The organism is Oryzomonas japonica (assembly GCF_008802365.1).
Classification (GTDB): Bacteria; Desulfobacterota; Desulfuromonadia; order Geobacterales; family Pseudopelobacteraceae; genus Oryzomonas; species Oryzomonas japonica.
The window spans coordinates 1-25884 of the sequence record NZ_VZQZ01000014.1 but is presented as its reverse complement, the minus strand read 5'-3'; the positions used below and the strand labels follow the sequence as shown (position 1 = coordinate 25884).

Below are 25884 nucleotides of genomic sequence, written 5' to 3'. Positions count from 1 at the left end.
GATGATACTGCACGGGTAGCTGTGTGGGAAAGTAGGTCGCCGCCGGGAATAATTAAAAACAACGAGCCCTTCAGATTCTTCTGAAGGGCTCGCTTGCGTTTGCACTCACGGAAAAAGCGTGAATGGTGAATCGTGAATGGGGCACGGTCAGCTCTTCATTCACGTCTCACTATTCACCATTCACAGAAGATATCTCCCGCCGCTAGTCACAGAAGAAATTTCAGAGGCCTTCGTGCCTCAGTGACCCTGTGGCGAGAATGTGGTGTATAGATACCATGATTACCCTTGAAACTATTCAGCGCTTCGAGTATAAGTAGTGTTTATTATTAAGCCACATAAACGCCGTCGTGCGTCAACCATAACTTTCTGAAATCCTTCTGTTGTTTATGCCATTTTGGGGCATGTGCTTCGTCAGTCCGGGAATCCTGGAGTCCGTGTGAAAATCTGTTCGCTGGCCAGCGGCAGCAAAGGCAACTGTCTGTACGTCGAAACAGGCGATACGCGTCTGTTGATCGATGTGGGGCTATCGCTGCGCGAAACATTGCTGCGCATGGAGGCCCGGGGCATTGATGCCGCCGCAGTCCATGCCGTGCTGGTCAGCCACGAGCATATCGATCATATCCGCAGTGTGGGGGCCTTTGCCCGCAAGTTTAAGGTACCGGTGGTCGCCAGCCACCTGGTGTGTAAAAAAGCGGAGAAATACCTGCACAAGACGCAGTTGGTCGAGTTCGAAGCCGGTTGCGCCCTGGCGTTGCGGGACGTGCAGGTCGATCCGTTTCCCATTACCCACGACGCCTGCGACCCGGTCGGCTTTATCCTGGAGTCGAGGGAGGGGCGCTGCGGCTCGGCCACCGATCTGGGGATCGCCACCCGTCTTGTTGCGGAAAAGTTGCGCGGGTGTCGGGCGCTGAACCTGGAATCGAACCACGATGTGGAGATGCTGATGAACGGCCCCTATCCCTGGGAGCTGAAGCAGCGCATCAAGTCGCGCCACGGCCATCTCTCCAACGAGGAATCGCTGGAATTGCTCTTCGAGCTGGCCCACGCCGGGCTGGAGGCTCTGGTGATGGCCCACCTGTCCGAGGTCAACAACCACCCGGACCACGTGGTCCGCACCACCGACGCCTTTCTGCGCAACCAGAACGTCTGCGCCCCCCGGATTGTGATCGGTGACCAGTACACGGCAAGTGACGTTATGACGATTTAAATTAAAATCCGCCACGGAGACACAGAGACACGGAGAAAACCGGATAATCTTATTTACATCGGATGAACAGGATGAACAGGATATGAAAACCATGGATTCATTGCACGACTCAAAGGTGTTAAGGTTATATCCCCTTTATCCTGTTCATCCGATGTAAAGCTTGTCTGTATTTTCCCGTTTTTCCTCTGTGTCTCCGTGGCGGAATCAAAATTGATACCAGGAGTTACCATATGATACCTCGTTATACCCGCCCCGACATGGCCCGCATCTGGGAGCCCGAAAACCGTTTCCGCATCTGGCTGGAGATAGAGACCCTGGCGTGTGAGGCCCAGGCCGAATTGGGGGTCATCCCCAAGGAGGTTGTACCGGTCATCCGTGAGAAGGGGAACTTCGATATCGCCCGTATCGACGCGATCGAGGCCGAGGTAAAGCATGACGTGATCGCATTTCTCACCTCAGTGTCCGAATATGTCGGGCCGGAGGCGCGCTTCATTCACCAGGGGATGACCTCCTCCGACGTGTTGGACACCTGCCTGTCGGTGCAGTTGGTCCAGGCCGCCGACGAACTGTTGGCCGACCTGGATATGGTGCTTGCATCGATCAAGGAGCGTGCCCTGGAGCACAAGGATACGGTCTGCATCGGCCGTTCCCACGGCATTCATGCCGAACCGGTCACCTTCGGCCTCAAACTGGCCTCCTGGTATGCCGAGATGCAGCGCAACCGCCAGCGCCTGACCGCGGCCCGCGAAAACATCGCCACCGGCGCCATATCCGGAGCGGTGGGCACCTTCGCCAACATCGACCCCTACGTGGAAGAGTACGTTTGTAAAAAGATGGGGCTCACGCCTGAGCCGGTCTCGACCCAGGTCATTCCCCGGGACCGTCATGCCGAGTACTTCTGTGTCCTGGCTCTGATCGCCTCATCCCTTGAGCGTATCGCCATCGAGGTCCGCCACCTGCAGCGCACCGAGGTGCTGGAGGCGGAAGAGTTTTTCAGCAAGGGCCAGAAGGGGTCGTCGGCCATGCCCCACAAACGCAACCCGATCCTCTCCGAAAACCTGACCGGACAGGCGCGTTATATCCGCTCCATGTGCATCCCGGCGCTGGAAAACGTGGCCCTGTGGCACGAGCGGGACATCTCCCACTCCTCGGTGGAACGCTACATCGCCCCGGACGCCACGGTGGCGCTCGACTTTTCCCTGCGCCGCTTGAGCGGTCTGATCAAGAACCTGGTGGTCTATCCCAAGAATATGCTGGACAACCTGAACAAGATGAAGGGGCTGGTCTTCTCCCAGAAGATCCTCCTCGACCTGACGCAGGCCGGTGTGTCGCGGGAGGCCGCCTATCGTATGGTGCAGCGCAACGCCATGAAGGTCTGGGAGCAAGGCAAGGATTTCCAGGAGGAACTGCTGGCCGACCAGGATGTGGTCGGCGCTCTGGGTGAGGACAAGATTCGCGAATCGTTCGACCTCAACTATCACCTCAAGCACGTCAATACCATCTTCAAGCGAGTCTTCGGTGAATAGAATGCTGGATATTATCCAAGGGCTTTTCCGGCCGCTGGATACGGACGGCCCCATCCTGTTCTGGGCCAAGGAAATCCTGGGCGCGCTCCTGATCCTGGCTATTTTCTGGATGCTGGCCCAACTGATCGTCATGGCGCTGGACAAGTGGGGCAAACGGCTGGCCTCCTTCACCAGCACCGATCTGGACGACCGCATTCTCCACCGCATTACCCCCCATGTCTCGCGGCTTCTGGTCATGCTGGGCATCTATCTGGCGATTCGTTCCCTGCCGCTGCATGAAAAGCTGATACTGGTCTTCTCCGGCGCTCTCTTCATTGTCCTGGTGATCATTGTCTTTAATCTGATCTACCATGCCTTTGACGAACTGTTGCAGTGGTATATCGCCGGCCGGCAGCACAACAGCGATGCCCTGATCTCCCGGCATATGATCCCGATTGCCGAAAAACTAACCATGCTGTTTCTGATGGGCACGGCGCTGATCATCATCCTCAAGCATTTTAACTATGATATTTTTTCAGTGGTTACCGCTTTGGGGATCGGCTCGCTGGCTATCGGCTTGGCGGCAAAGGACACCCTGGCCCATATGATCTCCGGTTTCACCCTCATGTTTGACCAGCCCTTTCGAATCGGCGACCGCATCCAACTGTCGGGCGGCCAGGTGGGGGATGTGGCCGGCATTGGCCTGCGCAGCACCAAGATCAAAACCATGGACAACCAACTGTTGATCATCCCCAACTCGGACCTGTGCAATACCATGGTGATCAACCAAGCCTTCCCGGATGCCCGCGCCAAGGGGCGCATCAATATCGGCGTGGCCTACGGCAGCGACGTGGATAGGGTCAAGGCGCTTCTGGTGGCTACGGCCCTGGAGGTGGAGGATGTGCTGCGCGACCCGGCGCCCGAAGCGTATTTTGTCTCCTTTGGCGACTCGGCCCTGAATATGTCGCTGTTTTTCTGGGTGGAGGAGTACTCCCAGCTATTCGGCACTACCGACAAGGTCAACTCGCTGATTATTCGCCGCTTTACCGAAAATAGCATCGAAATCCCGTTCCCCATCAGGACGGTGATCATGGAAAAAGGAACCAACTGACATGGCGCACAGAATTGAAGTTGCCCTGAAGGGGAGCGTCCGCGACGCCCGTGGTGAACGGATCAAGCGGGAGATCGAGCATTTCTTGCACTTGGCGGCGGATGAGGTCCGCACCATCGACGTGTATACCGTGGATGCCGCCTTGACGCCGGAGGAGCTTCAACAGGCCGCGGCAGGCCCGTTCAGCGACCCGGTGATCCAGGAGTGGAGCATTGATAGGCCGTTGGCGGCCGGTTTCGATTTTGCCGTGGAGGTCGGCTTCCGCCCCGGCGTGACCGACAACGTGGGGCGCACCGCCCGGGAAGCCGTGGAATACTTGACCGGCCGTCCTTTTGCCGCCGGTGAAGGGGTTTACTATTCGGTGCAGTACTTGCTGAAGGGGGCTTTTGAGGTCGCCGACGTAGAGCAAATCGCCACCGGTCTCTTGTGCAACACCCTCATTCAGCGCTACAGCGTGCTCTCGGCCGCCGATTTTATGGCCAAGCGCGGTTTTGCTCCGACGGCTCCCAAGGTGCAGGCCGAGGCCAAGGCCGAGGTGAGGGAAATCGATCTGAACGTGTCTGACGACGAATTGCTGCATATCAGCAAGGAGGGGGTTCTGGCCCTGACCCTGGAAGAGATGCGGATCATTCAGGCCCATTACCGCGATACGCAGGTCGTGGCGGAACGCGCCACCGTCGGCCTGGGGGCCAACCCGACCGATGTGGAGTTGGAGTGCCTGGCCCAGACCTGGTCGGAACACTGCAAGCACAAGATCTTTTCCGGTACGGTGCAGTACGAGGATGAAGAGGGCAACAAGCAGGAGATCAAATCCCTGTTCAAGTCGTTCATCCAGCGGACCACCAGGGATGTGCGCGCTAAATTGGGCGATAAGGACTTCTGCCTGTCGGTGTTCAAGGACAATGCCGGGGTGATCAAATTCAACGACCAGCAGTCGCTGGTCTTCAAGGTGGAAACCCACAACTCGCCGTCGGCTCTGGACCCTTACGGCGGGGCGTTGACCGGCATTGTGGGGGTCAACCGCGACCCCTTCGGCACCGGCCAGGGGGCCAAGCTGATCTTCAATACCGACGTGTTCTGCTTCGCCGACCCGTTTTACGCAAAACCGCTCCCCGCACGCCTGCTCCATCCCCGCCGCATCTACGAAGGGGTGGTGGAGGGGGTCGAGCATGGCGGCAATAAGAGCGGCATCCCCACGGTCAACGGTTCACTGGTCTTTGACGAGCGTTTCGCCGGCAAGCCGCTGGTATTCTGCGGTACCGCCGGTATCATGCCGCGCGAGATCAACGGCCAGCCGAGCCACGAGAAATCCATCAAACCGGGCGACCTGATCGTGATGACCGGCGGCCGTATCGGCAAAGACGGCATTCACGGCGCGACCTTTTCGTCCGAAGAGTTGAACGAGAACTCGCCGGTCACGGCGGTGCAGATCGGTGACCCGATCACCCAGAAGCGCATGTTCGACTTCCTGATCCGGGCGCGGGACAAGGCGCTCTACCGTTTCATCACCGACAACGGCGCCGGGGGGCTCTCCTCCTCGGTGGGCGAGATGGCCGGCGAGTGTGGCGGCTGCCGCATGGACCTTGCTAAAGCCCCGCTTAAATATCCCGGACTCAATCCTTGGGAAATCATCATCTCCGAAGCCCAGGAACGCATGTCCCTGGCGGTGCCGCCCGAACGGATCGACGAGTTTCTGACCATGGCCACACGTTTCGGTGTCGAGGCCACGGTGCTGGGCGAATTCACCGACAACGGCGTATTCCATATCCTCTACGATGACCGCACCGTAGCTTGGCTGCCCATGGCGTTTATGCACGAGGGGCTGCCGCCGCTGCAACTCCCCGCCAAATGGGAACCGCCCCGCCATGCAGAGCCGGCTGTCGAGATCAAGGGAGATTACTCCGGCGATCTGGCCGCCCTGCTCGGAGCGCTCAACATCTGCTCCAAGGAGTCGGTGGTGCGCCGTTACGACCATGAGGTCCAGGGCGGATCGGTGGTGAAGCCGTTCAGCGGCGTTGCCAACGACGGCCCCTCCGATGCGGCCGTGGTACGGCCGATCCTGGAGTCCTTTGAAGGTGTGGTGACGGCCCACGGTATCTGTCCGCGCTATTCCGACATCGACACCTACCACATGACCGCCAACGCCATCGACGAGGCGTTGCGCAACTATGTTGCCGTGGGCGGCTCCCTCGACCTGGTGGCCGGTCTGGACAATTTTTGCTGGTGCGACCCGGTTCTGTCGGAGAAGACTCCGGACGGCCCTTACAAAATGGCCCAACTGGTGCGCTCCAACCAGGCGCTGTACGACATCTGCATGGCCTACAACCTGCCGCTGATCTCGGGCAAGGATTCCATGAAGAACGATTTCTACGACGGCTCCACCAAGATCTCCATCCCGCCGACCCTGCTCTTCTCGGTGATCGGCAAGATCGAGGATGCCCGCACGGCCGTCACCATGGACGTGAAACGGCCGGGCGACATCGTGTATCTGTTGGGCAAGACCGGCGACGAACTGGGCGGTTCCGAATATTTCGCCCTCAAGGGCGCCATTGGCAACAAGGTGCCCTTGGTGGACACCGGCCGGGCTTACCGACGCTACCAGGCCTACCACCAGGCGGTCACACGGCGGCTGGTGGCCTCCTGCCACGACCTCTCCGACGGCGGTCTGGCCGTGGCCGCGGCCGAGTCGGCCTTTGCCGGGGGCTACGGCATGAGCCTGGAACTCTCCCGGGTACTCTGGAAGGGGGATATGGCGGGTAAATCCGATGCGACGCTGCTCTTTTCCGAATCGGCATCGCGCCATCTTGTTACGGTCCATCCCGAACGACGGGAAGAATTTGAGAACGTCATGAGCGGTAACTGTTTCGCCTCCATCGGCGTGGTGACTCCGGAACCGGTGCTCGCCATCGTGGGGCTGAATGGTGCCGCCGTTGTGCGTGCCGGGTTGGCGGAGTTGAAGGAAGCCTGGCAGAAGACATTGAGGGAGCTGTGACATGAAAAAGATCCGTGCCATCGTCATCACCGGAAACGGCACCAACTGCGAGACCGAGGCGGCCCATGCCTGCCGCCTTGGGGGCTTCGACGAGGCGGTCATCGCCCATATCGCCGAGATCCTCTCCGGAGAGGTCCGACTGGACGACTTCCATTTTCTCAACCTGACCGGCGGTTTTCTGGATGGGGACGACCTGGGGAGCGCCAAGGCCCAGGCCAACCGCCTGAAACACGCCGGTGTCACCGGTACGGGCGAAAAACTGGTGGAGCAGTTCACCCGTTTCATCGGTGCCGGCAAGCTGATCCTGGGGGTCTGCAACGGCTTCCAGTTGATGGTCAAGATGGGCATGTTGCCCGGCTTTGACGGCGATTTCCTGACGCAGCGCACGACCCTGACCTTTAACGACTGCGGCCGTTTTCAGGATCGGTGGGTGTATCTGAAGGCCGATGCGGCCTCGCCCAGCGTCTTCACCGCGGGGATCGAGCAAGGCATCTACCTGCCGATGCGTCACGGTGAGGGGAAATTCCTCTGCGATTCGCCTGCAACCCTGGAGCGCATCGAACGGGAGCACCTGGCGGTGCTGAAATATTCCGGTCCGGATTACGAGGCTGCGACAATGGAGTTCCCCCTGAACCCCAACGGAGCTCAGAACGCCATCGCCGGACTGTGCGACCCGACCGGCCGCCTGATGGGTCTGATGCCCCATCCCGAGGCCTTTGTGCATTACACCCAACATCCCCGTTGGACTCGGGAAGAATTGCCGGAAGAGGGGGATGGACTGAAGCTGTACCGTAACGCGGCGGAGTATGTGAGGAAAAATCTCGTTTAAAATCGGCACAACGGAGCCTTAATCAATGAATTTTACCCGGCCACACGAAGAATGCGGTGTTTTCGGCGTCTATAACCATCCAGAAGCATCCAACCTGACGTATCTGGGGCTGTACGCCCTCCAACATCGGGGACAGGAAAGTTGCGGCATCGTCTCATCGGACGGAACGAGTCTGCACGCCCACAAGCGCATGGGGCTGGTGGCCGATGTCTTCGGCAACCAGGAGGTTTTCAAAAAACTCCCCGGAAAGTCGGCTATCGGCCATGTGCGCTACTCCACCGCCGGCGCCTCGGTGGAGAAGAATGTGCAGCCGATCATGGTGGACTACTCCCGGGGCTCCATTGCCGTGGCCCACAACGGCAACCTGGTCAACGCCCAACTGCTCAAGGCAGAATTGGAGGCCTACGGCTCCATCTTTCAGACCACCATGGATACGGAGATCATCATCCATCTCCTGGCCATCTCCCATACCAACTCCCTGGTAGACCGCATCGTGGACGCCTTGAACCGCATCAAGGGCGCCTACTGCCTGCTGTTTTTGACCGAAACCCGTATGATCGCCGTACGCGACCCCAACGGCTTCCGCCCCCTGTGTCTGGGGAGGCTGGGAGATGCCTGGGTCGTGGCCTCGGAAAGCTGCGCCCTGGACCTGATCGAGGCCGAATTCGTGCGGGAGATCGAGCCGGGCGAGATGATCGTCTGCACCAAGGACGGCAACCTGAAATCCCTGTTTCCCTTCAAGAAGGTCGAGCCGACCCCCTGTATCTTCGAGTTCGTCTACTTTGCCCGGCCCGACTCCTATATCTTCGGCAAGAACGTGTACCTGGCCCGCAAGGAACTGGGGCGGCAGTTGGCCCGGGAGCACGGCGTCGATGCCGATATCGTCATCCCGGTGCCTGACTCCGGCGTGCCGGCAGCAATGGGCTACGCCGAGGAATCCGGCATCAGCTTCGAGATGGGGCTGATCCGTAACCACTACGTGGGCAGAACCTTTATCGAGCCGGCCCAGGCCATCCGCCATTTCGGGGTCAAGATCAAGCTCAACCCGGTGCGGGAGATACTCAAAGGCAAGCGGGTCGTGGTGATCGACGACTCCATCGTGCGCGGCACCACCTCGCGCAAGATCGTCAAGATGGTGCGCAACGCCGGGGCCAAGGAGGTGCACATGCGCATCTCTTCACCCCCCACCAGTTATCCGTGCTACTACGGCATCGACACCCCCAACCGCAAGGAGCTGATCTCTTCCTCCCACACGCTCAGCGAGATATGCCGCTATATCACCGCGGATTCATTGGGATACCTGTCCGAAGAGGGATTGGTCAATTCGGTCGGCCTGGAGAATACCGGTTTTTGCAAGGCCTGTTTTGCCGGGACCTACCCGGTTGCATTCCCAAAGCCGGTTTTGAAACCGCAGATGGGACTTTTTGGAGAGGAGTACAGCGAAAATGAGTGACCGCGAGAGACTGAAGAAGATCATCCTGGAGCTGTCCTATGAAAAACGGCTCGTGACCCTGGCCTCAGGCCGGCAGAGCGATTTCTATTTTGACGGCAAACAGACCACGCTGCACGCCGAAGGCGGCTTCCTGGTGGGCAAGCTTTTTTACGAGGCGATCAAGGATGTGGCAGGGGTGGAAGCGGTTGGCGGCATCACCCTGGGAGCCGACCCGATCGCCACGGCGACCTCCATTGCCGCCCATCTGGACGGCAGGAAGATGCACGCCTTCATCATCCGCAAGGAACCTAAGGGGCACGGCACCGGCCAATGGTTGGAGGGGCGCAAGAACCTGCCCGCCGGAACCGGCGTGGTGATCGTCGAAGACGTGGTCACCACCGGTGGTTCCTCCATGAAGGCCGTGCGCCGGGCCGAGGAAGAGGGGCTGAAGGTGCTGGGCATCGTCACCCTGGTCGACCGTGAGGAAGGCGGCCGGGAGAACATCGAGGCCGAAGGGTATTGGCTGAAAGCCCTGTTCACCAAGTCTGAAATCGTAGATTGATGCCGCATCCCGTCTTCACGGCATCTTTGCCTCGGCCTCAATCGCAAAATCCTCGGCGTAGCGCTGCTACGCCTGCGGTTTTGCTCAATCGGCCAAGTCAAATCTGCCGCAAATCCGGGCGCGGTCCTCGCAAGTGAAAAATTTGTTACGACATGGCGGCGTGCGGGCTCCGGCTCTTCCGGACACTACGGCATTCCGGCGTCACGGATTCAGAAAATGGCTGTAAAACAGCGCCTCGATACCTTGATGGTCGAACGCGGCCTGGCCCCCACCCAGGAAAAGGCCCAGGCCCTCATCATGGCCGGTCAGGTGGTGGTGGGCGACCATGCCGCCGACAAGGCCGGACAGCAGGTGACGGGCGATGCGGAGATCCGCATCAAGGGAGAATTCCTCCCCTACGTCAGCCGGGGCGGCCTCAAGCTCAGGAAGGCACTGGATGCATTCGGTGTTGATGCGGACGGCCTCGTTGCCCTGGATGTGGGGGCATCCACCGGCGGGTTCACCGATTGCCTGTTACAGGCCGGAGCCCGCAAGGTTTTTGCGGTGGACGTGGGGTATGGCCAATTGGCGTGGAAGCTGCGCCAGGACCCGCGGGTCGTCAATCTGGAGCGGACCAATATCCGCCACCTTACCCCGGACAGGTTCGATGAAGTACCGGTACTGGCGGTCATCGACGCCTCCTTTATCTCGCTCTCCAGGGTCCTGCCGGCCGTGGTCGGACTGATGCGGCCGGGTGGCCGTATCATCGCCTTGATCAAGCCCCAGTTCGAGGTGCCCCGGGGCGACGTGGGGCAGGGGGGCATCGTCCGCGACCCGGCCGCTCACGAGCAGGCCGTCGCAGGTGTCAGGCGGGCCGCAACGGAGCTTGGCGTCCTGGTGCGCGGGGTGTGCGATTCACCTATCCTGGGGGCGGACGGCAACCGGGAGTTTTTGATATTGCTGGAAATACCGGAGGGATTGACCATGGACGCGTGCATCTTCTGCAAGATCATCCGCGGCGAAATACCGTCAAAAAAGGTGTTTGAAGACGACCAGATTCTGGTCATCGAAGATATTGCCCCCAAAGCGCCCTTACATCTCCTCCTTCTGCCAAAGAGGCATTTCGTCAACTGTCTCGACATGACCGAACAGGACGACGCCCTTGTCGGCTCTATCATGAGAAAGGCGGGGGAAATAGCCCGTCAGAAGGGATACGCCGATTCCGGCTTTCGCGTGGTGCAGAACAATGGCGAAGGGGTCGGGCAATCGGTATTCCACATCCATTTTCACCTCCTGGCCGGGCGTGATTTCACCTGGCCTCCGGGGTAAGGAAAGAGGGTTTGCTATCATGAAACGGATTGTAGTGGTACTGGCGGTGATGCTGCTCTGGTCGCTGCCGGCAATGGCTGAAACCTACACCTGGACCGACAAAAACGGTACCGTCAACTTCAGCGACAATTACTACAGTGTGCCGAAACAGTACCGCAAAAAGGTGCACAGGCTGGGGGATATCGATGCTCCACCTCCCTCTGCCGACACGGAAAAGGGCGGGGAACGGCAATCTTCAGCACGCGGGATGGACAAAAGCGGGGATACCGGCAACGGATCGTATGGCGGGAAAAAGACTGGAGTCTGGCAAGAGGAGTTCAAGGTCCATTATGCGGAAGTGCGGCAGCTTGAAAATGAGCTGACGGAACTGGAGGGGCTCATCAAAAAGCCTGTCGGGATATCGCGGGAGCGTATGGATGGACTTCCCCAGGAATTCAAGGCAACGCAGAAGCGCTATAATGACGCCCTCAAGGCGTACAACGACTTGAACGACGCCGCCAACAAGGTCGGACTGCCCGCCGAGTTCAGAAAATAGCGGCAACCGCGTAAAAACGAAAAACTCGAAAAAAAGGCCCGTCGGATATTCCGGCGGGCCTTTTCACATTGAACCGAATAGCCAGCAACGGTATGCGGTTTAAAAGGTCAAAAGCCCCTTGATCGCACCGGGGAGGGCCATGTCCAGGGTCATGACGAGGGTCATGACGATCATGATCACCACCGTCAACCACGCGACGATATTGAAGATAGGGCCGTTGACGAACCTGCCCATCAGCTTGTGGTCATTTACCAGTATCTGCATGAAGATCAGGATGAACGGCAGCATTGCGCCGTTGACTACCTGAGAGATGAACATGATCTTGAGCAGCGGGGCGTTGGGGATCAGGATCAGGCCAGCGCTGATGATGATGATGACGGTGAAGAGCCAGAAAAACTGCGGGGCCCGCTCGAAATCCTTGTCAACCCCCGATTCCCACCCCATGCCCTCGCAGATGTAGAAGGCCGTGGAGAGCGGCAGGATGCAGGCTGCGAACAGGGACGCATTGAAGAGGCCGAAGGCGAACAAGGTGGATGCGTGCCTGCCCACCAGCGGCTTGAGGGCCATGGCAGCGTCGGCGGCGGTCTCCACCTTCAACCCCTGGACATTGATGGTGGCGGCGCAGGCCACCACGATGAAAAAGGCGACCACAATGGCCATGATGCAGCCGAAGATGACGTCCAGCCTGGTAAAGGCGTACTGCTCCGCCGTGATCCCCTTCTCCACCACGGCCGACTGCTGATAGAACTGCATCCAGGGGGCGATGGTGGTGCCCACCAGGCCGATCATGGTCATGGTGAAGGCGCTGTCCGACCTGAACGTCGGGGTAACGCTGGCCTTGAGGATGATGTCCCATTTGGGGCCGGCCATGACGGCGGCGATGGGGTAGGCGACATAGACCATGCAGGCCACCAGGAACACCTTCTCCACGGTCTTGTACGAGCCCTTGACGATCAGGAGCCAGACCACGATGGCGCTGATGGGGACCGATATATACTTGCTTATGCCGAAGATCTCGAGGCTGGCGGCGATACCGGCGAATTCGGAGATGGAGTTACCCATGTTGGTCAAAAGCAGGGCGATCATCACATAGAAGGTTACCTTGACCCCGAATGACTCGCGGATCAGGTCGGCGAGGCCCTTGCCGGTCACGGCGCCCATGCGGGCGCACATCTCCTGGACCACCACCAGGGCGATGGTCGTGGGGAGCATGGTCCAGAGCAGGTCGTTGCCGTAGTTGGCCCCGGCCAGGGAATAGGTCGTGATGCCGCCGGCATCGTTGTCCACATTGGCGGTAATGATGCCGGGCCCGAGTATGGCCAGGAACAGCATGATGTTCCTGGGGGTCACGCTCTTGAGCGGCTTGAGGAATTTGAATAGCGATATTCCGGTGAACATGACGTCTCTAACCTCTCTTCTTCACCAGACGCGGCAGGTAGTGTGCAAGGACGTCGTCGACGGTGACGATCCCCACCATGCGCTGGTCCTCGTCAAGCACCGGTACCGCCGTCAGGTCGTAGCGGGTGAGGGTTTCCAGAATCTCCTCCGGGTCGTCGCCCACATTCACGCTTCTGATGTTGTCTTCCATGACATCCACGACGAGTTCGTCGTCTTTTGAGGCCAGCAAATCCTGGAGGCTGAGCACCCCTTCCAGATGTTCGGCGTCATCCAGGAGATAGGCATAATTGACATTTTCGATCTCGCCCGCGAGCCGGCGCACATCGGCGATGGCGGCGCCAACCGTATAGTTCAGAGGGAGGGTGAGGAATTCGCTGGTCATGAAACCGCCGGCCGTATCTTCCTCGTGTACCAGCAGCTCTTCGATCTCCTCTTTCTCTTCATCGTCCATCAGCCCCAGCAATTGCTGGGCCGTCTCTTCCGACAGGTCGGCGAGGACGTCGGCGGCATCGTCCGGGGACATCTCTTCCAGGATGTCCGAGGCGTGCTCGGCATCCATCTGGCCGATGACCACGCTGCGCATCTCCGGTTCCAGTTCGTAGATGGTGTCGCCGGTGGTCTCCGAGTCGATGTTTTCGAGCACGGTCTTGATGTTCCTGATCGGGATCTGCTCGATAATGTCCGCCAGATCGGCCGGATGAATCTCGTTCATCTGGTTGCGGGCGATATTGAGGGCCAGTTTCGACGAATGGGGCTCCAACGGTTGGACATACTCCCAACTGATCTCGGTATTGGGGATGTTCTTTTTGATCAGCCGCGCCACATTGTCGCCGAACCGTTCGTATCCCAGGCGGCGCAGCAATCCGCGAAAGCCGATATCGACGGAGAATATACACAACTTGTCGTGGAGCTTGCCGAGCTTGATGTCGTTGACGCGCACCACCTTGGCGCCGTCCACGTCCACGATCTGCTTGTCCAACAGGTCGCGCCGCACCAGGATCTCCGCCTCGCGGTATTCATAAGCGCAAAGGCCGGGCGGCGCAATGCCGGCAGCCGATATCACCACATGGGTAAACAGCGACACCTCGCTCCAGGGGAGCAGCATCTTGCCCATGCGCCCCTTGATCACGATGTGCGACACCTCGGGGAAGACCTCGCCCGGCACCATGATGAGGTCGCGGAGGAGCCCGAGCTCTTCGCCTCTGCTGTTGATCACCGAACGGCCGATGACGGCGCTCAGGTATATTTCGCTGTATTCCGTGTTCATAATGGCAACCCCAAAAAAAGAAAAGGCCCTTTCGGAGAAAGGGCCTTTGGCGCACGCAAAGAAACCACTTCCCCACTGGTTGACTTTCGGCAGTGCACAACGTAGGTTATTAAACCAGCTACCTTAGGTAAAGCCTTAGGCCGACAATACCTGGTCTACCCATTGGCGTCTTTCGACATTTTTGGGCAGTAGCCTGTGTTTGTGCAAACGCCTCTGCTAACGAGGAATATGTAACCATATAATCCAAAAGAAAATTGTTTGTCAATACGCAAAAGCCTCCTGACGGTGAAAAAAACGTTACGAAATAATTACCGTTTCATGACGCAGGATATGATTTCCCTTTCAGCGCTGATTTTGCTATGATTACAGATATGGGTGAGAAACTGATCTGCAATAACAAGAAGGCCTACCATGAATATTTTATCGAGGAAAAGCTGGAAGCCGGGATGGTGCTTCAGGGGACCGAGGTAAAATCCTTACGGTGCGGCAACGTCAACCTGACCGATTCCTTCATGCTGATTCGCGAGGGTGAAGCCTTACTGAACAACCTGCATATCGCGCCCTATGACTTTGGCAACCGCCAGAACCACCAGCCGGATCGCCAGCGCAAGCTGCTCTTGCATCGCAAGGAGATCACCCGGCTTTACGGCAAGGTCAGGGAACAGGGGTATTCGATCATACCGCTCAGGCTCTATTTCAAAGATGGGCTGGTAAAGGTCGAGATAGGGCTTGCCAAAGGCAAGAAACTATACGATAAACGTGAGGATCTTAAAAAGAAGGATACACAACGGGAGCTATCCCAGACCCTGAAGGCACGTAATCGGGGTTAACGGCACGAGGGCACGCCACAGCGGCGTGCGGAATTTATTTTCAAAGGGGGGCGTAAAGGTTTCGACGGGGAAGTGAAAATCTGGGTTGCACCGGGTCGGGGCAGGTGGCCGACCTTAATAAACCTGCACCGGCATTAATTGCCGACAATTATAACACTCCTGTTGCTCTAGCAGCTTAACAGGCGTACCCGACCCAGATGCCGGTGGTAAGAAGGGTACGTCATTCACTACCGGATAGGGATGCGCAACGCCCGTAGCGCAACCCGAAATTTACGGGACCGCTGGTATCATGCCTTGTCCTTTGCGCATGGTGCCGGTTAAATCGAGCAACGGACTAACGGTGTAGTAACTCAGACTGTAGGTTCTTCGGACCCGGGTTCGACTCCCGGCGCCTCCACCAATTAACAGTCCGGCATAGTCCGGCTAAGGCAAAAAGCCCTTGAGAAATCAGGGGCTTTTCTTTTTGTGTTGTCCGGCGATATCCGGCTTGATATGATGGTATCCACGGTTTTTGGTGGTATTTATAGTGGTGTTTCGTCTGGTTGCGAGTGCCGATACCACCAAAACATAAAACAGATACCACCAAAACGGAGGTAAGCCCATGCCAAAGCGAATACCGCCACTGTCCGACATCCAGGTGAAGAACGCCAAGACAAAGGACAAGGACTATAAGCTGATTGACGGCTTCGGACTCCATCTGCTTGTCACCGCTTCGGGCGGTAAACTCTGGCGTTTCCAATATCGTTTTGGAGGCAAACAGAAGCTTCTTACCTTTGGCGCTTACCCTTCCGTATCCCTTGCCGATGCCAGACAGCGCCGTGAAGAGGCAAAGAAGCTGTTGGCCAATGGTGTTGACCCTGGCGAGGTGAAGAAAGCGCAAAAGGCCGCCACAGTCGCGGAAACGGAAAACAGCTTCGAGATAATAGCCCGCGAATGGCACAACAAGTTTTCCGGCCAATGGTCCCCCGGCCACGCCGCAACGATCATGGACAGATTGACCCGTGATGTATTCCCCTGGCTTGGCGACAAACCTATTGCTGTAATCAAGCCGGTTGACATTTTGGCGATACTGAGAAGGGTAGAGGGTAGGGGAGCGCTGGAAACGGCGCACAGGGTCAGAACTATATGCGGACAGGTCCTACGTTATGCCGTAGCTACCGGACGCGCTGAGCGCGATTCTGCTGCCGATCTACGGGGAGCATTGCCACCGGTCCGGGAAAAACACCATGCAGCCCTTACCGACCCGAAAGAGGTTGCCGAACTGCTACGCGCCATAGACGGCTTTAAAGGAACATTCCACGTCAAGTGCGCCTTGAAACTGGCACCGATGCTGTTTGTCCGTCCTGGAGAACTGAGGCAAATGGAATGGGCGGAAATCGACTTTGAAGCAGAACAATGGAATATCCCGGCAGAAAAAATGAAAATGAAACTGCCGCACATAGTCCCCTTGTCATGGCAAGCTCTCGCCACTCTGAAAGATCTTCACCCGTTGACCGGCTACGGCAGATACGTATTCCCCTGCCACCGCTCCCCGCTTCGCCCCATGACCAACAACGCCATAAATGCCGCTCTCCGGCGCATGGGGTACACGTCCGATGAAATGACCGGGCATGGATTCAGGGCAATGGCCCGGACGATCCTCGATGAAGTATTGCAGGTACGACCGGACTTCATCGAGCATCAACTTGCACACGCCGTGAAAGACCCGAACGGCAGGGCCTACAATCGGACGGCGCACCTTGCTGAACGTCGAAAGATGATGCAGCAATGGGCGGATTACCTGGATGGATTGAAGAGTGTGGCGAAGGTCATACCACTCAAGCGGTCTGTTTGATTGGTTTCAATGGCTCCATGTACATCAACACCATGGCACACCACCTCTCCCACCACAATAAGCCCACCTACCTCGGCCTACCTCGCTGGACGCCTCACGACCTACGCCGTACCGCCGCAACCGGCCTCGCCTCCATCGGCTGCCCTGACGAAATTATCGACGAGATCCAAAATCATAAGAAAAAGGGAATAATCAGAACCTACAACCGCTACAGATACGACAAGGAAAAGCAGGAATGGTTAACAAAATGGTCGGCATATCTGAGAGGATTAATATCAATAGCAACATCATAAGAATATTATTTCCGAGTCGTTATTAGCTCACAAGCATGGTTAGATGTGGATACTGGTGGGATCAAGTGTTGATATAATACATCAAGGTTGACTATTAATGGTCCGACTGCTTCGTTGATACTTGATTTAGGTATACATTTATTTTTTTATGACCGACCCAACTACTCCCTCTGGTGAGGAAAAATATCGGTCCGGACTTGCTGTGTTGTCGATGCATATGCAATTAATATTTTTCGAAATTTCCATAGAGGTGTATTTGTAATAACTTGGATGTAATATCATGGTTTTACGAGCATTTGTGGCATATATTGATGTTTTTCCGACTACTGAAAGTGACTTGTTCCCGGTTTTTACCCCAACCTTGAGTTTGGGGGGGGCTTCGCTTGTGATAGCTTTGGTCTTTTCTGTACCTAATGGCGGAAGAATGTAAATGAAGCATGTGGTCACAAGAGCCAGTGCCCAGTTGATAATGATAAAAAATGTAGATGGACCTTTATGGTTTGGCCGTAATTTGAATTGAACTCGCCAATGTGGCTCCATTCTGACCGCTATTTTAGTGAGTTGACGGGTTCTTGATCTTGTGTAACGTAGTAGCCAAACAACGGTTAACGTCAGGATCAATATGATTAAGATGAAAATAAATTTGTAAACGGGGATATCAGGACTTCTACCTTTTTCACAGAGGAAAAATAATCCGCCGACTAAGGCTAAAATTACGGTTGTATACCATCTTTGCCACTGAAAGATATTATCCCGATATCGTCGTAACTCTGAGTAGACTTCAGAGTATAATTTATCAATACTTGGATGTTTATTATCCGGAACTCTCCTTAATGATTTTACTTGCAGAGATGAGATTCTTTTTCTATTCATGTCATTCCCTTCAACGGGGCGGCAGTTGACCCTCCAGCCCAATCTTTTCCGGGCAGGCGGTGCCTAACATAGATGGAATTTTTAAGTTACATCCACTGAATAACCCCACGCTCGAAATCCACATGATACTTGAATTTTCTCAGAAAATTCATACCTAACAGTCCATCGTGGTTTTGCTTCGGGCCTTCCGTGTCAAATACGTTGATTGCGATATTCTGCAATGCTGCGCCACCAGTTGAAGCTCCGTTTATAACGACGCTGTAGCCGTTCTTTTTTCTGCCGTCTGCAAATGCGAAGGTCATTGATCTTGTTGTGCTGTAGTCAATATTCAGTTGTCTGGCAATCTCACTTGAAACGGAAATTTGTGTTGCCCCGGTATCAAGCAAAAGTGAACATTGAACAAACTTCCCGTTGTTATATAACACCACCGGGACGATCACTTGATCCCCTTCAATAAACACCTGGGTTGTTTTGTTGTTAGAATTAAGAATTTTGCTGACCGCCGAAGACTGCGCAGACCTTTCGGGCTTGCTCCAGTTGTGTACCTTGACCTTTGCAATCTGGTCGTTTGGAACAGAAAGGGGATTGTCCGTAAAAGTGACAACCCCCTTCTTATCTGTGTATTGATAAACCTCGCCCTTTTGCAGCTTCGGGCTGGTCGCCTGTGCCGGTATGGGTAGCGGTTGAGCCGTTTCACCCTCTTGCTGTGACGAATGTTCCTCCATCTTGGGTAAGTTTACTTTCGGCTCACTCTTAGGCTTCCCTATTTCCCCGAAGATCATATGTGTAATATTCACACCAACTGCGTTATTGATTACAAACAGCAGGCACACAATACCAGCTACTATACACAGGGCAAAAAAGCTTTTTTCTTCAATATCTCTACGCTTCACGCTTGTTTTCCGTTTGTTCAAATTGTGTAGGTCTTACATTTTTGATTCTTTTTGAGTTTGTCAGCCATTGTAACCTCCTGCAAAAAAATGTTTAAACTTAAGATAGGAACCATGTTATCAAAGCACTTCTATACTTGTTGCAAATTTAGTATCACCTACATTACTTGGGAAAAAACGAACTCGTTTGCCAATCATTATTGGTTTATTCCTATCAGATTCTATTATTTGACCATCATTGAAATAATATTCTTCACTACTATCACATTTAATAAACCCGACTCGTTTATCTGTCTGTATGTAATCAAAATATCCATCTATTTTTCCTGGTAAAATAGCTTGATCAATAATTTGTTGATTTATTTGGGCTACCCGGTTAATCCATCTTCCACCATTTAATGTCCTATCTCTATGTATTTTTTCAGTATCTTCTATATAGTGTGTAGGTATGTCTTTGAATACGCAATATGAATAATCAAAAGAATATACGGTACCTTTTCTACCAGATCCAAGTTCATCTATGTTAACAATATTGTATTCTTGAGATTTGCTTGTATATTTATACAAAATTGGCGACATGTGTGGAAAAGTGAATTTAAATGATCCGCGTGCTTTGCAAGCTGACACAACATTTCCTAAAAAGTCTTTCTCCTGTTCGCTGAATAGTGATTCGGTGTTGTCGGCATGTTGCTTTAAAGTGTCAAACGCATGCTCAATACTAATTTTTACGGCTTTACCATTTTCTGTATAAGCTGTATTCATGACCATGTCTAGCAAATGGATCAAACGTCTCATATTCCCGTTTGAAGCATACATCAGTTGTTCAAGGCAGTCTCCATATATGCCATTTTCAGTAACCTCGAATATGTCATTCGGCTCGTATTTAGTTTCATTATGTGTTTTAGGGTTTAAATAATTATGTATTAAGTGCATAACCCGTGAATGAAATCGTTTATAACCAACATCATTATTGACATTTTCCTCAAGTCGAACAACGTCACCATATCTTGTCTCTGTTAACATGTCAGAATAGGTGTTTGGATATACGGCAATTTTGGTCCTAATGAAAGAAGAAGTTCTAAATTGATTCATTAGTATTTCAAAAAAAGGTAGTCCTGTATCGCTTTGGAAAAAACTTTTATCTAATGAACCTGCTTCATCAATAAGTAAAAGTATTTTACCTTCTTGATCTTTTAATAGGTTTTTGTAGCACTCTTCAATATCCTTAATTCCTGGGTTGGCTTTTTTCTTTATTTCTATGAAGTTAGTTTCTTTCCATTCTTTTGAAATTTCTATGAACTTATGCTTAATTCCCCCCTTCAATCCAAGTTCGTTTGTTACTCTCTCAATATATTCATCTCCATCAAGTTTCAATAACTGCCTTATGGTAACTGATAATTTTTCTGTAGAAAGCATATCTGCTGAAAATAATTTCATGCCACAATGAAGTGCTGCAAGCTTCTTTGCATCTTGTAGGTGTATATAAATAGAAGTAAGTTCCTCTATAATTTTTGTTATAACTGCTCTATAAACCAAACTAGGTTCTCTAATTTGCTGAAAATCGCTCAATCTTATTAGTACAGGTAGAATAAGTTCTGTATTTTCAGCTGTTAGATTAGGAACCAGTCCATATAAATAGTATGCATGATTTGCACGTAGATACATTGTCTTTCCTGATCCCATTCTACCCTTTATTATAGTGTTTTCATAATCAAAGGGATTGGTAAGACCATCTATAGGACTTACGAATAAATTAAGTACATTATCAAGATCATACTCATCTGCATTTCTAACTTTGAACGGTCTTCTTTTGAAAATATCATCCATAGTAACCTCAATATTCTTCGCATTTTTTTGTGGTGCTTCATATTAGAAATATATATTGTTCTACTCCATGGAATCAGTATTTTCAACCGTAATATCAATATGTTAAAAATATTAACACAACTTTGAAAGTGTTAATAAAATTAACACTCAGGGTGCTCTTTCAGAACAACCCGTTATCACACGAAAAAAAGCACCCGGAATGCTCCCAGATGCCTCAATTTGTATCATTTTGATGCAATCTCAAATGATCAGATGAACTATACACCATCCTTCTTCTGCTTCTCTTTTATCAAATCACTGAGCAATTTTTCCTTTTTGACGTAACGGAGAACGTCCTTCTGCGTTTCTATGTCCATTGTCTCCATCATCTTTATGACATCATCGATGATCGGGTTTAGATGCGGCTTCCGGAACCAAACCACCATCCGATTAATCTGATGGTGGTGCACCTGGGAAGCGCTAAGTGGGGGCAGATATAAGCTTCCCGTGGTGGAATTAAGTGATGTGATCTTGCTTTTGAATATGGCATCGCTATCTAACCTTTGCGCTTGCCGCCATTAAGCGCTTTCCTTACGACTGTACCTGTCGCCCCCGAGAGCCTTGGTAATCTTGTTGGTGCTCATCCCCAACCGTTTGAGATGCAAGGTTTTTTCTGCGATAATCTGATGAAGGGGCAAATCTGCGGGTGATAACAGTGCGACCTGAAGAGGTATCTTGAATTTAGTTCGAATTCTTTCCTGTCGCGTCCACCAATTAATAATTCGGCACTGTCCGGCTAAGACCAAAAGCCCTTGAGAAATCAAGGGCTTTTTTATTTCTATGCAAGATTGATTACTGGTTAGCCGGAATGATGGTACGCACCTTCCTGTCGGTTTTTGTGACTGTTTTGTACTTTACGGGTTTTTTCACGGTTTTCTTTTGAGTAGCGGCCTTTGTGGCGGTAGCTGTATCAGCCGCAAAAACTACTGCGGAAAAGGATAAAGCAACGAGAACGGCAACGATGGTCGAGAGAATTTTTTTCATTGTTACTACCTCCGGCAAATTTGTGTAGCTGCCTTCTTGCGACGCATAAGCGATGTCAAATATACTAATCGTAAAAATGCTATTATTCAAGTGATTACAGTTAAGAAACGTCCCCATCATTTTCCCCGCGTCGAAGCGAAATGGTCCCGGCGGCAGAAAAATTTGTAACCCAATCGACCTTCCCCGCGTCTACCAAAATATATACACCCCTGCACACCAAGGAGAACCTATGAATAGCTTTATGAGCCGCATACCGCTCCTCCTGGCAGTCGCGCTTGTCGCCGCGACCGCTTCCACCAGCAACGCCGGATTCAACGTCAATGTGGATATCGGACTACCCACCCCCGCGCCTCCACCGCCTGTTTACCGGCCGGTGCCGCCGCCACCGCCACCGGTGACGCTCCCGGACACGCCGCCCCAGTTTGTCTTTGTGCCGGATCTGGGCTATTACGTTGCCGTAGGGACACCGTATGATATGGCGTACATCGGCCGCGACTACTTTATCTACAGCAATGGTTTCTGGTACCGGACCTCGTACTACGGCGGGCCATTGGTACGGGTGGAGCGAAGAATGATGCCGCCGCTCCTGGTCCGGCACAACCTGAGGGATTTCCGGCGGTTCCGCGAAGTCGAGTTCAGGCGCTATGACCGCGACCGGGACCATTACCGCGGGCAAATTCACCGGCCCGAGGTACGGAGGGAAGAACGGCGCGAAGAACGGCATGAAGACAGGCGCGAATGGGAACGGCGTTAACGCCCGGAACGGTATGATTATGTGTCCCACCCCAAGGAGGGGGTAGTTGTGAGAATGATAGTCATAGTCATGGCAATCACGTATGCAGTTGCAATTACGCTTGCGAACGCAGACGGTCTTTTACGCTGTTTTGATTGAGGCAAGCACATTAACTAAACCGGGAGAGGTCCTGCGATGCACTATAAAATTGCCCTGCTGGCGGCGGCTGCATGCTTGGCCGCACTATTCGGAATGTTCAACAAGCGATGGGCGGTGGCATGCTCGGTATTTGTCATGCTGAGCGCCATCGGCATCATCACCGCTGATGGCTTATCCCGCTGGGCGGCGGAGCACCGGCAGGACGTTTGCCCCGCGGAGTCGTACGCCTCGGGGAGGGTGGTTGGGCAGCATGATTCGGGGGCGCGGATTTGATGGGGGAGGGGCGATTTCAGCGGCCAAGTTAACGAACTTAACTATGTCCCCTTGGGCGGCTCTTCTTCATCAGCCACGCCATGTTTACCCCTAGGTCGCGCATCGTCCTTCATCCTGCTCCACATCGCCGATATTGCGCCAACGGCATATGTGATGGCTTGCCTTTTACTCGAACAAGTTTTACTATTCAACCAGAAAGTAACACTTTTTTTGAAAGGGAGCCACTATGAAAGCCGTGTCAAAAGTTACGGTCAAAGGGCAGGTTCTTATCCCTGGCGAGCTTCGCAAACGGCATCACATAGAACCCGGCTCGCAGGTGCGATTTTTCGAATACGGCGATGTCCTGTGCATCATGGCGGTGGTGAAGGAGCCCGTGGACGCGGCATGGGGCGCTTTACCCGGCGGCGATTCGCTTACGGAGGAACTACTGAAGGAGCGGGCGAAGGATTTCGCCGATGCGTAAGTATCAACTCGACAGTTTTGCTCTTTTGCGTTTCTTTCAGAAAGAGCCGGGCGGAGAAAAAGTCAGGCGAATCCTTGAAGAGGCCAGCGAAGGAGCGGCAGAGGTGCTGCTGAATGTGATCAACCTGGGCGAGATCATCTATCTTGTCCAGCGGCGTTTTGGGGAGGCGAAAAAGCTGGAGATTCTCATGCATATCCAGCGCATGGGGATTGACGTGCTTCCGGTTCCCAATGATCTGGTTTTTCGAGCCGCCGAATTGAAAGCCCGTTTCCCTCTTTCCATAGCCTCCGCCTTTGCCCTTGCTTCCGCCGTTGAACATCACGCCACGCTGGTAACCGGCGACCCTGAGTTCAAAAAGGTTGAACATCTTGTCGGTATTGAATGGATTTAACTGTGTTGTAAAGATGTCAGTGCCTGACACTTATGGGGCGCCTTTTGAGTGGAGAACCGTAAGTTAATAGTTATGGTGTCCCTGTATTTTCCAAGTAGCTCTATCTCGCCTTGATGCAATATCAGGGAGTTCGTGCCTCATCGATAGTTTGGGAGGTGCCTTTTATATGGTTATCAGGCTTCCAAGTTGACAAATTGAACTTGGCATCTTGGAAGCCTGACCCCACGGCTAGCCCTTCAAGTTATCAAAATTCGCCTTGTATCGACCATGTAGTTGCAATATGTTTTTCAAAATTACCACCTAGATCCAAGCCCGCATCTTCAGCTTTAGCTTTTATGCCTAAGTTGATTCCAAAGTCTTCATTATATTGCAATTTAAGGGAAAATGATTGCATCCCAAACTTGATTCTACCATCAGAAACCTGTTGCCAAGTTGGTTCGTGCGGGAACCAAATTAAATTGTCTGGTAAAGCTGGTTTGTCTGTCCCGCTAAAATTAGCTTTGTATAAAATTTTCCTTGAATTATTCTTATCTGCTCCACCCTCTAAGCCCACAACTAAACCTTCTGAAGGTATCCCTACGGATAATTTACTAGAAAATTCCTGGCCCCATCCGCTTTCATGCTCAACATGTATGGATTTTGCTCCCAAATGCATAAGGATCGATATTATTTCAGAAAATTTATTTTCAAATACTGTCCTGTGAAAATCCGCAACCGGGATATATGATTTGGGAAAACTAGGATGACCAGCGTATAGGGTGTTTTTTCTTGGATGTCCAACAGGTAAATCCAGATGGTCAGAAATAGAAATGGGCACAAGTTTTATGTCGAGCCCCTTATTACTCGCATCTCCAAAGCTTTCAAGTGCTTTCTTGGAAGAATATACGACTGCTCCTATTCCTGCTAAACTAGCAACTAAACCAACGGGTCCAGTCAATAAAGTTGCTGCCAAAACCGCTGCAGCACCACCACTCGCAGATAATGCCGTTCCACCTGCTGCCGCGGCAACAACTGTAGCAGTCCCAGTACCTACTAAGCTTGCAGTGGTTTTTGTTTGTTTTGTGTTCTGCTGAAGCTTTTCAAAAATATCATCGTCAACGAATCCTATTAATTGTCTATCTACATACCGAAGATAAAGAAATGATTCTGGTCCCATGTTACCTCCATTTTTCGTGTTTAACAGCTTAGAGCACATCTGTTTTGCTGCTGATGCGCTTGGTTGATTCCTTGTATTTTTATCCGATTATTCTTTTTTCAAGGGCAGACCGCGCTGGGGTCTATGAGCTTAAGATGGATTGAAACAGGCATAGATTTCATCCAAATTAGCTCCATCTTTATTAAATAACTCGATTAATTTTGTATAGACTTCCGGATATTGATCGTTAATTACTCGTAATACATCATTCTTTGTCTTTATTCCAGAATCAGCGGCATTTCTTTGATAACCAGGGTTGTTGTTTGGTTGAAGGAATCCTGATAGCGGAGATTTGAGCCCATAATCAAGGTTGTATCCAGTATATTCAAAAGTGTTAGAAAAACTCTTTTTGCAGCGTTTGTAGTAAGAGCGATTAAGAATTTGGACAAAATCATTTCTCAATGAAATTATCTTTGAATTCTGATTCATTATCGGTGGTGTTGACTTTGGAGGTGAGCTTGTGAGCCTGCTATTCCAAGTAGTTATTGACCCTGAAACACTTTCTTCTAGACACCAACCAGCCATGCTTAAGTCTACTTCATATATGAAAGCATTTAAAGTGCCTCGATCAAAAATTCCTCTTGTTATGCCGATATCGTGAATTACCAACAGCGGGAGTTCCATTTCATAAGCAAGAGCTGCTTCAATTTGGTTCCACTCTGTTGGTAATTTTATATTTTTATCAATTCGTTGGTCTTTTATTGAACCAGTCTCTACAATAATTTGCGGGTAGCCTAGAATAATTGCTCCTTGGCATTCCCGCATAATTTTAATTACCTCATCCAATGGGGAAATTTGAGGGTAATCGGTTGCACCAAGAGTTCGCTGACCTTATCCCCTGAAACTGTTCCATTGCAAACTTAGTGATTTCGGTCTAGAAACTCCAAAAGGAGACTAGACATGAAGCCGAGACGTTTCACCGAAGAGCAGATCATTGGCATCCTGAAACAGGCA

Annotated in this window: 24 protein-coding genes, 1 other RNA gene and 1 riboswitch; of the genes, 17 read left to right on the top strand and 8 right to left on the bottom strand. The window is 52.8% G+C overall.

Going from position 1 to position 25884, the window contains the following annotated elements; all coding sequences use genetic code 11:
- The first annotated feature begins 436 nt into the window (after window positions 1-436).
- From F6V25_RS16475 to F6V25_RS16435, 9 genes are all read left to right on the top strand, one after another.
- A complete protein-coding gene (locus F6V25_RS16475) occupies window positions 437-1207 on the top strand; it encodes an MBL fold metallo-hydrolase (RefSeq protein WP_151129702.1) in 771 nt (256 codons plus the stop codon).
- Between the two features lie 230 nt (window positions 1208-1437).
- Window positions 1438-2733, top strand: a complete 1296-nt coding sequence (gene purB, locus F6V25_RS16470) for an adenylosuccinate lyase (protein ID WP_151129701.1) — start codon at window positions 1438-1440, stop codon at window positions 2731-2733.
- Window position 2734: 1 nt separating this feature from the next.
- The gene (locus tag F6V25_RS16465; protein ID WP_151129700.1) at window positions 2735-3823 is read left to right on the top strand and encodes a mechanosensitive ion channel family protein; all 1089 of its coding nucleotides are present in this window, start codon (window positions 2735-2737) and stop codon (window positions 3821-3823) included.
- A gap of 1 nt (window position 3824) precedes the next feature.
- Window positions 3825-6815: a phosphoribosylformylglycinamidine synthase subunit PurS gene (locus F6V25_RS16460; RefSeq protein ID WP_151129699.1), complete on the top strand. Its 2991-nt coding sequence runs from the start codon at window positions 3825-3827 to the stop codon at window positions 6813-6815.
- 1 nt (window position 6816) lies between these two features.
- Window positions 6817-7644 carry a phosphoribosylformylglycinamidine synthase subunit PurQ gene (locus F6V25_RS16455; protein ID WP_151129698.1) on the top strand — a complete coding sequence of 276 codons (828 nt, stop codon included), beginning with the start codon at window positions 6817-6819 and terminating at the stop codon, window positions 7642-7644.
- A 25-nt stretch (window positions 7645-7669) separates the two neighbouring features.
- The gene (gene purF, locus F6V25_RS16450; RefSeq protein WP_149309952.1) at window positions 7670-9097 is read left to right on the top strand and encodes an amidophosphoribosyltransferase; all 1428 of its coding nucleotides are present in this window, start codon (window positions 7670-7672) and stop codon (window positions 9095-9097) included.
- Window positions 9090-9638 carry an orotate phosphoribosyltransferase gene (gene pyrE / locus F6V25_RS16445; protein WP_149309950.1) on the top strand — a complete coding sequence of 183 codons (549 nt, stop codon included), beginning with the start codon at window positions 9090-9092 and terminating at the stop codon, window positions 9636-9638. Before purF ends, pyrE begins: the two co-directional genes overlap by 8 nt.
- Before the next feature lie 216 nt (window positions 9639-9854).
- Complete coding sequence (locus tag F6V25_RS16440; RefSeq protein ID WP_151129697.1) at window positions 9855-10946, top strand: TlyA family rRNA (cytidine-2'-O)-methyltransferase; 1092 nt, start codon at window positions 9855-9857, stop codon at window positions 10944-10946.
- 19 nt (window positions 10947-10965) lie between these two features.
- Window positions 10966-11481 carry a DUF4124 domain-containing protein gene (locus F6V25_RS16435; protein ID WP_191966241.1) on the top strand — a complete coding sequence of 172 codons (516 nt, stop codon included), beginning with the start codon at window positions 10966-10968 and terminating at the stop codon, window positions 11479-11481.
- A 99-nt stretch (window positions 11482-11580) separates the two neighbouring features.
- On the opposite strand, the gene F6V25_RS16430 is transcribed toward F6V25_RS16435, so the two are convergent.
- Both F6V25_RS16430 and F6V25_RS16425 read right to left on the bottom strand, forming a co-directional pair.
- On the bottom strand, window positions 11581-12879 hold the full coding sequence (locus F6V25_RS16430) for an Nramp family divalent metal transporter (protein WP_151129695.1): 1299 nt from the start codon (window positions 12877-12879) through the stop codon (window positions 11581-11583).
- A gap of 7 nt (window positions 12880-12886) precedes the next feature.
- Window positions 12887-14146, bottom strand: a complete 1260-nt coding sequence (locus F6V25_RS16425) for a magnesium transporter (RefSeq protein ID WP_151129694.1) — start codon at window positions 14144-14146, stop codon at window positions 12887-12889.
- Window positions 14147-14210: 64 nt separating this feature from the next.
- A riboswitch (M-box (ykoK) riboswitch) is annotated at window positions 14211-14377 on the bottom strand.
- Window positions 14378-14517: 140 nt separating this feature from the next.
- On the opposite strand from F6V25_RS16425, the gene smpB reads away from it, so the two are divergent.
- The 4 genes from smpB (at window position 14518) to F6V25_RS16405 (ending at window position 17103) form a co-directional block, all read left to right on the top strand.
- Entirely contained in the window at window positions 14518-14976 is a 459-nt protein-coding gene (gene smpB / locus F6V25_RS16420; protein ID WP_151129693.1) for an SsrA-binding protein SmpB, read from the top strand.
- 46 nt (window positions 14977-15022) lie between these two features.
- Window positions 15023-15376: a transfer-messenger RNA gene (gene ssrA, locus F6V25_RS16415) on the top strand.
- A gap of 201 nt (window positions 15377-15577) precedes the next feature.
- On the top strand, window positions 15578-16810 hold the full coding sequence (locus F6V25_RS16410) for a tyrosine-type recombinase/integrase (RefSeq protein WP_151129692.1): 1233 nt from the start codon (window positions 15578-15580) through the stop codon (window positions 16808-16810).
- A complete protein-coding gene (locus F6V25_RS16405) occupies window positions 16744-17103 on the top strand; it encodes a tyrosine-type recombinase/integrase (protein ID WP_151129691.1) in 360 nt (119 codons plus the stop codon). The genes F6V25_RS16410 and F6V25_RS16405 overlap by 67 nt, the downstream gene beginning before the upstream one ends.
- 138 nt (window positions 17104-17241) lie before the next feature.
- On the opposite strand, the gene F6V25_RS16400 is transcribed toward F6V25_RS16405, so the two are convergent.
- The 4 genes from F6V25_RS16400 to F6V25_RS16385 form a co-directional block, all read right to left on the bottom strand.
- Window positions 17242-17976 (bottom strand): hypothetical protein, encoded by a 735-nt coding sequence (locus F6V25_RS16400; RefSeq protein ID WP_151129690.1) that lies wholly within the window; start codon window positions 17974-17976, stop codon window positions 17242-17244.
- Between the two features lie 86 nt (window positions 17977-18062).
- Window positions 18063-18869: a retroviral-like aspartic protease family protein gene (locus F6V25_RS16395; protein WP_151129689.1), complete on the bottom strand. Its 807-nt coding sequence runs from the start codon at window positions 18867-18869 to the stop codon at window positions 18063-18065.
- Between the two features lie 117 nt (window positions 18870-18986).
- Entirely contained in the window at window positions 18987-20693 is a 1707-nt protein-coding gene (locus tag F6V25_RS16390; protein ID WP_151129688.1) for a hypothetical protein, read from the bottom strand.
- A gap of 831 nt (window positions 20694-21524) precedes the next feature.
- Window positions 21525-21716, bottom strand: a complete 192-nt coding sequence (locus F6V25_RS16385; protein ID WP_151129687.1) for a hypothetical protein — start codon at window positions 21714-21716, stop codon at window positions 21525-21527.
- 229 nt (window positions 21717-21945) lie between these two features.
- Here F6V25_RS16385 and F6V25_RS16380 point away from each other — a divergent pair, with 229 nt between their 5' ends.
- From F6V25_RS16380 to F6V25_RS16365, 4 genes are all read left to right on the top strand, one after another.
- Window positions 21946-22470, top strand: a complete 525-nt coding sequence (locus F6V25_RS16380; RefSeq protein WP_151129686.1) for a hypothetical protein — start codon at window positions 21946-21948, stop codon at window positions 22468-22470.
- 174 nt (window positions 22471-22644) lie between these two features.
- The gene (locus F6V25_RS16375; RefSeq protein ID WP_151129685.1) at window positions 22645-22881 is read left to right on the top strand and encodes a hypothetical protein; all 237 of its coding nucleotides are present in this window, start codon (window positions 22645-22647) and stop codon (window positions 22879-22881) included.
- Between the two features lie 226 nt (window positions 22882-23107).
- Complete coding sequence (locus F6V25_RS16370; RefSeq protein WP_151129684.1) at window positions 23108-23344, top strand: AbrB/MazE/SpoVT family DNA-binding domain-containing protein; 237 nt, start codon at window positions 23108-23110, stop codon at window positions 23342-23344.
- The gene (locus F6V25_RS16365; protein WP_151129683.1) at window positions 23337-23735 is read left to right on the top strand and encodes a type II toxin-antitoxin system VapC family toxin; all 399 of its coding nucleotides are present in this window, start codon (window positions 23337-23339) and stop codon (window positions 23733-23735) included. The genes F6V25_RS16370 and F6V25_RS16365 overlap by 8 nt, the downstream gene beginning before the upstream one ends.
- Window positions 23736-23979: 244 nt before the next feature.
- Here the strand turns inward: F6V25_RS16365 and F6V25_RS16360 are convergent, their stop codons facing one another.
- Both F6V25_RS16360 and F6V25_RS16355 read right to left on the bottom strand, forming a co-directional pair.
- Window positions 23980-24891 (bottom strand): hypothetical protein, encoded by a 912-nt coding sequence (locus F6V25_RS16360; protein WP_151129682.1) that lies wholly within the window; start codon window positions 24889-24891, stop codon window positions 23980-23982.
- Between the two features lie 129 nt (window positions 24892-25020).
- Complete coding sequence (locus F6V25_RS16355; RefSeq protein WP_151129681.1) at window positions 25021-25695, bottom strand: hypothetical protein; 675 nt, start codon at window positions 25693-25695, stop codon at window positions 25021-25023.
- Between the last annotated feature and the right edge of the window lie 189 nt (window positions 25696-25884).